General features: G+C 60.6%; 10 protein-coding genes. 9 read left to right on the top strand and 1 reads right to left on the bottom strand.

What is annotated here, in order from left to right; all coding sequences use genetic code 11:
* The first annotated feature begins 11 nt into the window (after positions 1–11).
* From accC to QMK54_RS03035, 9 genes are all read left to right on the top strand, one after another.
* Entirely contained in the window at positions 12–1,370 is a 1,359-nt protein-coding gene (accC, locus tag QMK54_RS03075; protein WP_110662154.1) for an acetyl-CoA carboxylase biotin carboxylase subunit, read from the top strand.
* Positions 1,371–1,652: 282 nt separating this feature from the next.
* Positions 1,653–2,531, top strand: a complete 879-nt coding sequence (gene prmA / locus QMK54_RS03070; RefSeq protein WP_110657352.1) for a 50S ribosomal protein L11 methyltransferase — start codon at positions 1,653–1,655, stop codon at positions 2,529–2,531.
* A gap of 30 nt (positions 2,532–2,561) precedes the next feature.
* Positions 2,562–3,806 carry a DUF3426 domain-containing protein gene (locus QMK54_RS03065; RefSeq protein WP_320402043.1) on the top strand — a complete coding sequence of 415 codons (1,245 nt, stop codon included), beginning with the start codon at positions 2,562–2,564 and terminating at the stop codon, positions 3,804–3,806.
* Positions 3,807–3,990: 184 nt separating this feature from the next.
* Complete coding sequence (gene dusB / locus QMK54_RS03060) at positions 3,991–5,001, top strand: tRNA dihydrouridine synthase DusB (protein WP_103397188.1); 1,011 nt, start codon at positions 3,991–3,993, stop codon at positions 4,999–5,001.
* Positions 4,998–5,318: a DNA-binding transcriptional regulator Fis gene (fis, locus tag QMK54_RS03055; RefSeq protein WP_015093301.1), complete on the top strand. Its 321-nt coding sequence runs from the start codon at positions 4,998–5,000 to the stop codon at positions 5,316–5,318. Before dusB ends, fis begins: the two co-directional genes overlap by 4 nt.
* 82 nt (positions 5,319–5,400) lie before the next feature.
* Positions 5,401–7,008 carry a bifunctional phosphoribosylaminoimidazolecarboxamide formyltransferase/IMP cyclohydrolase gene (gene purH, locus QMK54_RS03050; protein ID WP_320402042.1) on the top strand — a complete coding sequence of 536 codons (1,608 nt, stop codon included), beginning with the start codon at positions 5,401–5,403 and terminating at the stop codon, positions 7,006–7,008.
* A 157-nt stretch (positions 7,009–7,165) separates the two neighbouring features.
* Positions 7,166–8,461 carry a phosphoribosylamine--glycine ligase gene (gene purD, locus QMK54_RS03045; protein WP_110657359.1) on the top strand — a complete coding sequence of 432 codons (1,296 nt, stop codon included), beginning with the start codon at positions 7,166–7,168 and terminating at the stop codon, positions 8,459–8,461.
* A 100-nt stretch (positions 8,462–8,561) separates the two neighbouring features.
* Complete coding sequence (locus QMK54_RS03040) at positions 8,562–11,339, top strand: hybrid sensor histidine kinase/response regulator (protein WP_320402041.1); 2,778 nt, start codon at positions 8,562–8,564, stop codon at positions 11,337–11,339.
* 65 nt (positions 11,340–11,404) lie between these two features.
* Complete coding sequence (locus tag QMK54_RS03035) at positions 11,405–12,001, top strand: MarC family protein (RefSeq protein WP_223594022.1); 597 nt, start codon at positions 11,405–11,407, stop codon at positions 11,999–12,001.
* A gap of 18 nt (positions 12,002–12,019) precedes the next feature.
* Here the strand turns inward: QMK54_RS03035 and QMK54_RS03030 are convergent, their stop codons facing one another.
* The gene (locus tag QMK54_RS03030) at positions 12,020–12,703 is read right to left on the bottom strand and encodes a hypothetical protein (RefSeq protein WP_320402040.1); all 684 of its coding nucleotides are present in this window, start codon (positions 12,701–12,703) and stop codon (positions 12,020–12,022) included.
* Positions 12,704–12,713 lie beyond the last annotated feature (10 nt).

Below are 12,713 nucleotides of genomic sequence, written 5' to 3'. Positions count from 1 at the left end.
GAGAGCCTTTGATGACTGCGAAGTTGGAAAAAGTTCTGATCGCCAACCGCGGTGAGATCGCCCTGCGGATCCTGCGCGCCTGCAAAGAGATGGGCATCAAGACCGTCGCCGTTTACTCCAAGGCTGACAAGGAACTGATGCACCTGGGCCTGGCAGACGAATCCGTCTGCATCGGTCCGGCATCGGCGGCCCACTCCTACCTGCACATTCCGGCAATCATTGCCGCGGCCGAAGTGACTGGCGCCACCGCCATTCACCCGGGCTACGGCTTCCTTGCGGAAAACGCCGACTTTGCCGAACAGGTCGAGAATTCCGGCTTCGCGTTCATTGGCCCGAAAGCCGACACCATTCGCCTGATGGGCGACAAGGTATCGGCCAAGCACGCCATGATCGCTGCTGGCGTACCGACCGTTCCGGGTTCTGACGGCCCGCTGCCGGAAGACGAAGAAACCGCCCTGCGCATTGGTCGCGAAGTCGGTTACCCGGTGATCATCAAGGCCGCTGGCGGCGGCGGTGGTCGCGGCATGCGCGTGGTACACAAGGAAGAAGACCTGATCTCCTTCGCCAAACTGACCCGCACCGAAGCTGGCGCGGCGTTCGGCAACCCGATGGTCTATCTGGAAAAATTCCTGACCAACCCGCGTCACGTCGAAGTCCAGGTGCTGTCCGACGGCCAGGGCCAGGCCATCCATCTGGGTGACCGCGACTGCTCGCTGCAACGTCGCCACCAGAAGGTTCTCGAAGAAGCGCCAGCACCGGGCATCGACGAACAGGCCCGCCAGGAAGTTCTGGCTCGTTGCGTCAAGGCGTGCATCGACATCGGTTACCGTGGTGCAGGCACTTTCGAGTTCCTGTACGAAAACGGTCGTTTCTACTTCATCGAGATGAACACTCGTGTCCAGGTAGAGCACCCGGTTTCGGAAATGGTCACCGGTATCGACATCGTCAAGGAGATGCTCAGCATCGCCGCCGGCAACAAGCTGTCGTTCACCCAGGATGACGTGGTCATCCGCGGTCACGCGCTGGAATGCCGGATCAACGCCGAAGACCCGAAAACCTTCATGCCGAGCCCGGGCACGGTCAAGCATTTCCACGCCCCAGGCGGCAACGGCGTTCGCGTCGATTCGCACCTGTACAGTGGTTATGCCGTTCCGCCGAACTACGACTCGTTGATCGGCAAGCTGATCACTTACGGTGCAACCCGTGACGAAGCCATGGCGCGCATGCGCAATGCGCTGGACGAGATCGTTGTCGACGGGATCAAGACCAACATCCCGCTGCACCGCGACCTGACCCGCGACGAAGGCTTCTGCAAAGGGGGCGTGAACATTCACTACCTCGAGCACAAGCTGGCTGCCGAGAAGCACTAAGCTTCGACCCCATCGACAAAGCCGCCTTCGGGCGGCTTTGTTGTATCTGGAAGTAACTCAAATCCCATTGTGGGAGCGGGCTTGCTCGCGAAAGCGGCGTATCAGCCAAACATTCATTAACTGACACTCCCTCTTCGCGAGCAAGCCCGCTCCCACAGGGCCCTGCTTCGCTCAACATCTGCGCAGCTAATGCAGCTCCCACAAAACCCGCACTCTCGCGTAAACTTGCGCGCTTCTCGCAGCCCGCTAGGCTGCAATCAACATTTTTCAAAGGTGCCCGCCATGCCTTGGCTGCAAGTACGTCTCGCCATCAGCCCAGAACAAGCCGAAACCTATGAAGACGCTTTCCTTGAAGTGGGCGCCGTGTCGGTGACCTTCATGGACGCCGAAGATCAGCCGATCTTCGAGCCGGAACTCAACACCACGCCACTGTGGTCGCACACGCACCTGCTGGCCCTGTTCGAGGGTGGCACCGAGCCCGGCCCGGTACTGGCCCACCTGGAGTTGCTGACCGGCAGCCCACTGCCTGAACACCACAGCGAAGTGATCGAAGACCAGGACTGGGAACGCAGCTGGATGGACGGTTTCCAGCCGATGCGTTTCGGCCAGCGCCTGTGGATCGTGCCGAGCTGGCACGCCGCGCCGGAACCTGATGCCGTGAATTTGCTGCTGGACCCAGGCCTGGCGTTCGGCACCGGCACCCACCCGACCACCGCGCTGTGCCTGGAATGGCTCGACGGTCAGGACCTCAAAGACTGCAATGTGCTGGACTTCGGTTGCGGCTCGGGGATCCTGGCGATTGCTGCGCTGCTGCTCGGCGCCAAAGAGGCCGTGGGCACCGATATCGATGTGCAGGCGCTGGAAGCCTCCCGCGACAACGCCGGACGCAACAACATTGCCGAACATCTGTTCCCGCTGTACCTGCCGGAAGACTTGCCGCAAGTGCAGGCGGACGTGCTGGTAGCCAACATTCTCGCCGGCCCGCTGGTCTCGCTGGCACCGCAGCTGTCCCGCCTGGTCAAGTCGGGCGGGCGCCTGGCGCTGTCGGGCATCCTCGCCGAACAGGGCGACGACGTCGCTGCCGCCTACGCCAAGGACTTCGATCTGGACCCGATCGCCAATCGCGATGGCTGGGTGCGCATCACTGGCCGTCGGCGCTAGAATGGCCGCCTGCATAATCCGGATCGCCGCATGACCGATAGCTTCGTCACCCAGTGCCCGCATTGCCAAACCAGCTTCCGCGTCAGCCATGCCCAATTGAGCGTGGCTCGCGGAGTGGTTCGTTGCGGCTCCTGCCTGCAAGTGTTCAACGCAGCCAAACAGCTGCTTGAGCAGGCCGGCAAAGAACCGGTTGCTCCGACCGCTCCGGTCATTGCCGAAACGCCGGACCCCGCAGAACCGCGTGCCATCAGCCAAAAGCAATGGAGTGCGACCGAGCTGGACCTTGACAGTCTCGACCTCGACGAAGAACTCGCCCGGCTCGAACAGCGGGAAATCCAGCCGACCACCGAACTCGGCCGCCATCGCGACGACTCGCTGAGCGCCCGTCGCGACAGCACCGGGCAGGATGACGAGGAGCAATGGTCCGACAGCCTGTTCAGTGAATCGGCGGCTGATCGCGCGCAAGTCGACGAACCGCTCGACAGCCTTGAATCGCCAGAGCCGTCGACTGAACCGGGCAAAGCCTCGCGCACCGAGCCTTCGCTGTCCCTGGAGCCGGTTGATCTCGACGACGAACCGCAGCCACCCCAGTTGCGCCTGCACGACCCTCTCGATGCGCCGCTGCACCACGAAAGCCTGTCGGCCGCCGACGAGAGCGAAATCGACGACGACCTGCCCTCGATCGAACCGCTGCGCAAGCGACGCGAACGCAGCGAGCAAGGCGTACGCGCCGAAGTGCTGCAAGACCTGACCGACGACCCGCTGCAACTGGACTGGCAAAAACGCCGCTCGCCCTGGGGCCGACGGCTGCTGTGGTTGCTGCTGGTGCTGATTGCCGCTGGCGCCCTCGCAGGCCAGTACATCGCCTACCATTTCGACGAACTGGCGCGACAGGATCAATATCGCCCGTGGTTCCAGCAACTGTGCCCGCAGATCGGCTGCACCGTGCCCTCCAAAGTCGACATTGCGAAGATCAAAAGCAGCAACCTGGTTGTACGCAGCCATCCCGAGTTCAACGGCGCCCTGGTGGTCGACGCAATCATCTACAACCGCGCGCCCTTCTCCCAGCCCTTCCCGCTGCTGGAACTGCGCTTCGCCGACCTCAATGGCCATCTAATAGCCAGTCGCCGCTTCAAACCCGGTGAATACCTCAATGGTGATCTCGAAGGCATGGCGGAAATGCCTCCGCAAACGCCGATCCACATCGCCCTGGACATTCTCGACCCCGGCGCCAAGGCCGTGAACTACAGTCTGAGCTTTCACTCGCCGGAGTGAAACGCTTCATCGATCCCCGATTGACGCTGACTTTCTGACTCCCCCTGGCAAACCAAACCACGGGTAATAACAGATTAACTGTTCAGATTTTGTTCAATTCAGCCTTTATCCAGTCATCGAGAGCGGGTATCATGCCAACCCTTTTTCGAACTCTCATGATCCGGCCCCACAACAGGGAAGTCCTATGTCGGCGGTACGCATCGGTCCATACACATTGCATAACAGCTTGATCCTCGCCCCCATGGCGGGTGTCACCGACCAGCCCTTTCGTCAGCTGTGCAAGCGCTTGGGCGCGGGGCTAGTAGTCTCGGAAATGGTCACCAGCGACATGAGTTTGTGGAACACCCGCAAGTCGCGCATGCGCATGATCCACGAAGGTGATCCCGAGCCACGCTCGGTACAGATCGCCGGTGGGGACGCGCAGATGCTGGCGGACGCCGCCCGTGCCAACGTTGAAATGGGCGCGCAGATTATTGATATCAACATGGGCTGTCCGGCGAAAAAAGTCTGCAACAAGGCTGCCGGTTCCGCACTGTTGAAGGATGAACCTCTGGTAACCGAGATCCTGCAGGCCGTCGTGGCTGCGGTCGATGTGCCGGTTACCCTGAAGATCCGGACCGGTTGGGACCGGGACAACAAGAACGGCCTGACGGTGGCGAAGATCGCCGAGCAGGCAGGCATTACGGCGCTGGCAGTGCATGGCCGCACCCGTGCCGACCTGTACACCGGTGAAGCCGAGTACGACACCATTGCCGCGATCAAGCAGGCGGTGTCGATCCCGGTCTTCGCCAATGGCGATATCGATTCGCCGGAAAAAGCCCGGTACGTGCTCGACGCGACCGGTGCCGATGGCTTGTTGATTGGCCGGGCTGCCCAGGGGCGGCCATGGATTTTTCGCGAGATCGACCACTACCTGCGTACCGGCGAGAAACTCCCGGCGCTGGAGCTGATCGAGGTGGAACGCATTCTGCTAGAGCATCTGGCTGCCCTGCACGCCTTCTATGGCGATGTCATGGGCGTGCGCATTGCTCGAAAGCATGTGGGCTGGTATCTCGCAACCCTGCCGGGCGCCAGGGAGTTTCGCGCCCACTTCAATCGTTTGGATGGTACGGATACACAATGCGCCAACGTTCGGGCATTTTTCGCCGAGCGTTACAAGAGCCTGACAGGGGACGGAGAGTGGGTGGCCGCATGACGATGATGACCGAGACTTTAGTGAGTGGAACAACACCCGTGAGCGACAACGTAAATTTGAAACAGCACCTCAATACGCCAAGCGAAGAAGGCCAGACCCTTCGCGGGAGTGTCGAGAAGGCGCTGCACAATTATTTCGCCCACCTTGAGGGCGCTGCCGTCACGGATGTGTACAACCTGGTGCTCTCCGAAGTCGAGGCTCCCCTGCTCGAGTGCGTGATGAACTACGTCAAGGGCAACCAGACCAAGGCCAGCGAGATGCTCGGACTGAACCGGGGCACGCTGCGCAAGAAACTCAAGCAGTACGATTTGCTGTAAGCATTCAATAAAACCAGAAAGGCGCCCGCGTAAAACCGGTCGCCTTTTTTGCTGACTTCCTTTGCTTTTGATGGAAATTGAGATGACCGACCAGACTACCCGCCTGCCGATCCGCCGCGCCTTGATCAGCGTTTCCGACAAGACCGGGATCCTCGAATTCGCCAAGGAGCTTGAAGCCCTGGGCGTCGAGATCCTCTCCACCGGCGGGACGTTCAAGCTGCTGCAGGACAACGGCGTTGCCGCAGTGGAAGTCGCTGATTACACCGGTTTCGCGGAAATGATGGACGGCCGGGTGAAAACCCTGCACCCGAAAATCCACGGCGGGATCCTCGGTCGTCGTGGTATCGACGACGCCATCATGAACGAGCACGGCATCAAGCCGATCGACCTGGTAGCGGTCAACCTGTACCCGTTCGAAGCCACCATCAACAAGCCAGGCTGCGACCTGCCGACCGCCATCGAGAACATCGACATCGGCGGCCCGACCATGGTCCGCTCCGCGGCCAAGAACCACAAGGACGTGGCCATCGTGGTCAACGCCAGCGATTACGCCAGCGTTCTGGAAAACCTCAAGGCCGGTGGCCTGACCTACGCTCAGCGTTTCGACCTGATGCTCAAGGCCTTCGAGCACACCGCCGCCTACGACGGCATGATCGCCAACTACATGGGCACCGTGAACCAGGCTGCTGACACCCTCAGCACCGAAGGTCGCAGCGAATTCCCGCGCACCTTCAACAGCCAGTTCATCAAGGCCCAGGAAATGCGCTACGGCGAGAACCCGCACCAGAGCGCGGCGTTCTACGTGGAAGCCAAGCCTGCCGAAGTCGGCATCGCCACCGCGACCCAACTGCAAGGCAAGGAACTGTCGTACAACAACGTGGCCGACACCGACGCCGCGCTGGAATGCGTGAAGAGCTTCGTCAAGCCGGCTTGCGTGATCGTCAAGCACGCCAACCCGTGCGGCGTGGCTGTCAGCCCTGATGCCGAAGGCGGCATCCGCAAGGCCTACGACCTGGCCTACGCCACCGACACCGAATCCGCTTTCGGCGGCATCATCGCCTTCAACCGCGAGCTGGACGCCGAGACCGCCAAGGCCATCGTCGAGCGTCAGTTCGTCGAAGTGATCATCGCCCCAAGCGTCAGCGAAGAAGCCCGCGCCATTGTCGCCGCCAAAGCCAACGTGCGCCTGCTGGCCTGCGGCGAGTGGTCGGCTGACCGCGCTGCTGCCTGGGATTACAAGCGCGTCAACGGTGGCCTGCTGGTGCAGAGCCGCGATATCGGCATGATCAGCGCCGACGACCTGAAAGTGGTGACCAAGCGCGCTCCGACCGAGCAGGAAATCCACGACCTGATCTTCGCCTGGAAAGTCGCCAAGTACGTGAAGTCCAACGCTATCGTCTACGCCAAGAATCGCCAGACCATCGGTGTCGGCGCCGGCCAGATGAGCCGCGTGAACTCCGCGCGCATTGCCGCGATCAAGGCCGAGCACGCTGGCCTGCAGGTAGCCGGTTCAGTGATGGCCTCCGACGCATTCTTCCCGTTCCGCGACGGTCTGGACAATGCGGCCAAGGCGGGCGTGACTGCCGTGATCCAGCCAGGCGGTTCGATGCGTGATGCTGAAGTGATTGCTGCTGCCGACGAAGCCGGCATCGCCATGGTCTTCACCGGCATGCGCCACTTCCGTCACTGATACACCGATTCAAATGTGGGAGCGGGCTTGCTCGCGAAGACGGCAGCACATTCAGTATTCATGTGACTGACACACCGCTTTCGCGAGCAAGCCCGCTCCCACAGGTAAAGCATCCCAGCGGTGCTCAACAGAATTAGCGTCATCCGAGGTTTTTGAAATGAATGTTTTGATCATTGGCAGCGGTGGCCGTGAACACGCCCTGGCCTGGAAAGTGGCTCAGGATCCGCGCGTGCAGAAGGTCTTCGTGGCTCCGGGCAATGCCGGTACCGCCATCGAAGCCAAGTGCGAGAACGTCGCCATCGACGTACTGGCGCTTGAGCAACTGGCAGACTTTGCCGAGAAAAACGTTTCCCTGACCATCGTTGGCCCAGAAGTGCCGCTGGTTGCCGGTGTTGTGGATCTGTTCCGCAGCCGCGGCCTGGATTGCTTCGGTCCAACCGCTGGCGCTGCGCAGCTGGAAGGTTCGAAAGCCTTCACCAAGGACTTCCTGGCGCGCCACAAGATCCCGACTGCCGATTACCAGAACTTCACCGAAATCGAGCCAGCCCTGGCTTACCTGCGTGAAAAAGGCGCTCCGATCGTGATCAAGGCCGACGGCCTGGCCGCCGGCAAAGGCGTGATCGTCGCCATGACCCTGGCCGAAGCCGAAGACGCCGTGCGCGACATGCTGGCGGGCAATGCCTTTGGCGAAGCCGGTTCGCGCGTGGTCATCGAAGAGTTCCTGGACGGCGAAGAAGCCAGTTTCATCGTCATGGTCGACGGCAAGAATGTGCTGCCAATGGCCACCAGCCAGGACCACAAACGCGTCGGCGACGGCGACACCGGTCCAAACACCGGCGGCATGGGTGCTTACTCCCCGGCGCCAGTGGTCACCGCCGACGTGCACAAGCGCGTCATGGACCTGGTGATCTGGCCGACCGTGCGCGGCATGGCCGAGGAAGGCAACGTCTACACTGGCTTCCTGTACGCTGGTCTGATGATCGACAAGGCTGGTAACCCAAAAGTCATCGAATTCAACTGCCGTTTCGGCGACCCTGAGACCCAACCGGTAATGCTGCGTCTGCAGTCGAGCCTGGTACTGCTGGTCGAAGCCGCCCTGGCCCAGGCACTGGATAAAGTAGAAGCACAATGGGATCCACGCCCAAGCGTCGGCATCGTCCTGGCCGCTGGCGGCTATCCTGGTGACTACGCCAAAGGCGTGGCCATCAATGGCCTGGATGCAGCCGCCGCACTGGAAGGCAAGGTTTTCCACGCCGGCACTGCGCTCAAGGATGGCCAGGTAGTGACGGCCGGTGGTCGTGTGCTGTGCGCCACAGCCATGGGTGCCAGCGTCGACGCTGCACAGCAGCAGGCCTACAAGCTGGCGGCAGCGATTGACTGGGAAGGCTGTTTCTATCGCAAGGACATTGGCTACCGTGCCATCGCCCGCGAGCGTGGCGAAAACCAGGAATAAGGTAAACACCGCGCCAGGCAATGAACACCGTTTATTGCCTGGCTATTCTGGCGCCGCGCATCGTTATATTCTGGCATCAACCTAACGAAGGGATTTCGCCGTGCGCTGGCTCAGGATCGCCATAAGCTTGACCGTCACGTTGCTGACCTTGCTCTGCATGCTACCGGCCCAGGCCGCGCAAGGCAGTGGCTGGGCAGTATTGCTCGACGAACAGGGCGACCTGCAACTGAGCGACATCCGTTCCGCACGCTACACCAATCAATTCAGCCCTATCGAACTCGACCGCATCACCGCGGCCGAGCCCGATGGCGCGTTATGGTTGCGATTCAAGCTTGCACCGGGCAAACACGAACAGGTGCTGCGGGTGTTCGCGCCTGACCTGCGCCAGTTCAACATGTATGTGCTGGACGGCGACAAGCTGATCGATCAATCCAGCACAGGCAACGAACAGCCCCAATCCGAGCGGCCATTGCCCAGCAGCGACTTCATGCTGGCCCTACCGCAAAGCGACAGCCCCCTGGACGTATACCTGCGGCTGGCCTCCGACCATCAGTTGCGACCCTACATCACCCTGCAATCGGCGGTCATCGCAGCGGCCAACCACAACCAGACGCTGATCTATGGCCTGTTGTTCGGTTGCATCGCCATGTTGATCCTGCACAACCTCATCCGCTACGCCTACACTCGTTCGCACAGCGCCCTCTGGCTGGCGGCGTGCGAAGGGCTGCTGATGCTCAGCCTGCTACTGTTGCTGAACCTCGCCGGCCCCTGGCTCCCGGACTGGCACGCACTGCAAACGCCGGGGGCTTATCTGGCATTGCTACTGACTGCGCCCTGCGGCCTGATGCTCGCCTATCGCTTCTTCTCCCCGCTCGGGCCGCACCCGCTGAACCGGTTGCTGCTCGGCGAGGTCCTGCTCATCACCGCCTGCGGATTGATGCTGCTGTTCGTCAACACCTTGCCGCTGAACTTCATTACCTATGGCCTGGTAGCCCTGGCGGGCCTGACCATGCTGTTCATCAGCGCCTATCACTGGCAGAAGGGTTATCGCCCGGCTCGCCTCTTCGTAGCGGCCATGGTGGTGTTCAACCTCGGGACGCTGGTCATCCTGCCCGCACTGTTGGGGCTGACCCTGATCGAACCCCATGGCCTGATCACCACCTTGCTGGCATTCATCTGCATCAGCGGCCTGCTGATGAGCATTGCGTTAAGCGAGCGTCAGCGCCGCATCACCGAAGACCGTTTCAGCATCAGCCGAGACCTGGCGGCCAGCAACGCCGAGATCAACGCCAAGGCCGAGTTCCTGGCGAAGATCAGCCACGAGATCCGCACTCCGATGAACGGCGTCCTTGGCATGACCGAGCTGCTGCTGGGCACACCGCTTTCGGTCAAGCAACGCGACTATGTGCAGACGATCCACAGCGCCGGCAACGAGCTGCTGACCCTGATCAACGAAATTCTCGACATTTCCAAACTCGAGTCCGGACAGATCGAACTGGACGATGTGCAGTTCGACCTCAACGCACTGATCGAAGACTGCCTGAGCATCTTCCGCGCCAAGGCCGAACAGCAAAACGTCGAGTTGATCAGTTTCATCCAGCCGCAAGTGCCGCGGGTGATCAGCGGTGATCCGACACGCCTGCGCCAGACGCTGTTGAGCCTTTTGGAAAACGCCCTGAAAAAAACCGATGAAGGCGAAATCCTCATCGTCGTGGCGCTCGATGAGCGCAACTCCAAACCACGCCTGCGTATCGCCGTACAGGACAGCGGCGAGCCCATGGACGCCGAAGAGCGCGACGCCCTGATGCACGCCGAACTGCACAGCCGGCATTTTCTGTCGGCCACCCACCTGGGCGGCAACCTGGGGCTGGTGATTGCCCGCCAACTGATCCGCTTGATGCAAGGGGAGTTCGGAATCAAGAGTGGCAGCAACCAGGGCAGCACCCTGTGGCTGACCCTGCCGCTGGACCCGGATCGCCTCGAACACCCGACCTCCGACCTCGACGGCCCACTGCAAGGTGCGCGGGTATTGGTGGTGGACGACAACGACACTTGTCGCAAGGTGCTGGTGCAGCAATGCAGCGCCTGGGGCCTGAACGTCAGCGCCGCGCCTTCCGGCAAGGAAGCACTGGCACTGCTGCGCACCAAGGCGCATTTGCGCGATTACTTCGATGTGGTCTTGCTGGACCAGAACATGCCCGGCATGACCGGCATGCAACTGGCGGCCAAGATCAAGGAAGACCCGAGCCTGAACCACGACATCCTGCTGATCATGCTCACCGGCATCAGCAATGCGCCGAGCAAGATCATCGCGCGCAACTCCGGGATCAAGCGCATCCTCGCCAAACCGGTGGCCGGCTACACCCTCAAGACCACCCTGGCCGACGAGCTGACCCAACGCAACAAAGGTCTGGTCGTCACCCAGCCACTGCCAAGCGGCCCTGCCCTGCCGGTCAAGGTCCCCAGCGATTTCCGTATTCTGGTGGCCGAAGACAACAGCATTTCGACCAAGGTGATCCGCGGCATGCTGAGCAAGCTCAACCTGCAACCGGATACCGCCTGCAATGGCGAAGAAGCCTTGCAAGCGATGAAAGCCCAGCGTTACGACCTGGTGCTCATGGACTGCGAAATGCCGATCCTCGACGGCTTCTCGGCCACCCAGCAATTGCGTGCCTGGGAAGTCGGCAACCAGCGTGTCCGTACGCCCATAGTGGCATTGACCGCCCATATCCTGGCCGAACACAAAGAACGGGCACGGCAGGCCGGCATGGACGGACACATGGCCAAACCGGTCGAACTGTCGCAGTTGCGCGAGTTGATCGAACACTGGGTCGCCCAACGAGACCAACAGAATCGGGCAACGACCCAAACGTCCTGAGCCGACAGACTGCGCAACCCCTGATAGACTCCCCCTCGACTTCCCTCGCCAGTGAGCCCGGCATCATGCTCCAAGTGTTGTTCAGCGTTTACTTGAAGATGCTGGTGCTCTACAGCCCATTCTTCGTATTGTCCTGCTTCATCAGCCTGACCCGTGGTTACTCGCGCAAGGAACAGCGTCGGCTGGCCTGGAAGGTAGCGGTCGCCACACTGGTCTCAAGTGTGCTGCTGTACCTGTTCGGCCGAGTGATTTTCAGTGTTTTCGGCATTACCGTGGACGCCTTCCGCATCGGCGCCGGCAGCGTCCTGTTCATCTCGGCACTCGGGATGGCGCAAGGCAAGTCGGCGGTACAGACTGACAACGTGCAGCAGGATGTGACCATCGTCCCGCTGACCATTCCCCTGACCGTCGGCCCCGGCACCATCGGTGCCTTACTGGTGATGGGCGTGAGCCAGCCGCACTGGGACGACAAGCTCACCGCCATTGTCGGCATTGCCCTGGCCAGTTTTACCGTGGGCGTGGTGCTGTTTTTATCTGGTCGCATCGAGCGCATTCTTGGCGACCAGGGACTGCAGATCGTCAGCCGCTTGATGGGGTTGTTCGTGTGTGCGCTGGCGGCGCAGATCATTTTTACCGGGGTGAAGGGTTATCTGGTGCCGTGATGGGTTAACAAGAACACATCAGTAAAGTCTTTCAACCTCCTTTTCACGCCGTCCACCGAGAGTGTCGAGCACCCTCTTTCTTTTGTACTCTGCGTAGTCTTCGCCCAGTTGGGCGACAACGCATCTCGTTTCAACATCTCCGACAATCTCGCTCAACATGAAACTCTGGTTGAGAAAACCCGGTTCAATGGGTGTACGGGTAGCGAGGTTGATTGTCAGCATTCTCAGGGTTGCAGACTCATCCACCACGCCGGCATGGATCCTGATACGGTTGACAACTTGGGCACTACCGCTATCCGCCCTTCCCGCTTCTACGGCGTATCGCGTCAACAAATCGAGACCAGGGCTCTGCACTCCAAGACTCAAGGCGTGTTGCAGCAAAAGATCCAACGAGCTGCATTCATCAGGCGCCAACAAAGGCGTCAGCCGTTGCCTGACAAGGCTCTCGAACGTTACGCTTTTATCCACAGAAGACGAAAAGAAACCATCCCCCACCCGGCCCGATTCTTTATAGAGAAGAAATTTCAATGCCTCGGTACACCTGGCATTCCACGCGTTGAAGTCCTTGAATTCCGGGTAACTCTTGGTCGAGGTCAATTGTGCATAGAGAAATGAAGAAAGGACATCTTCACGCACCGATGCCGACAGCGATGATGAAATGACCAATAAGCACCCTGCATTAACATAACCACTACTACTCATACTGCACACT

The sequence above is a fragment of the Pseudomonas sp. P5_109 genome (genome assembly GCF_034009455.1).
Taxonomy (GTDB): domain Bacteria; phylum Pseudomonadota; class Gammaproteobacteria; order Pseudomonadales; family Pseudomonadaceae; genus Aquipseudomonas.
This window is presented reverse-complemented; position numbering and strand designations above follow the sequence as displayed.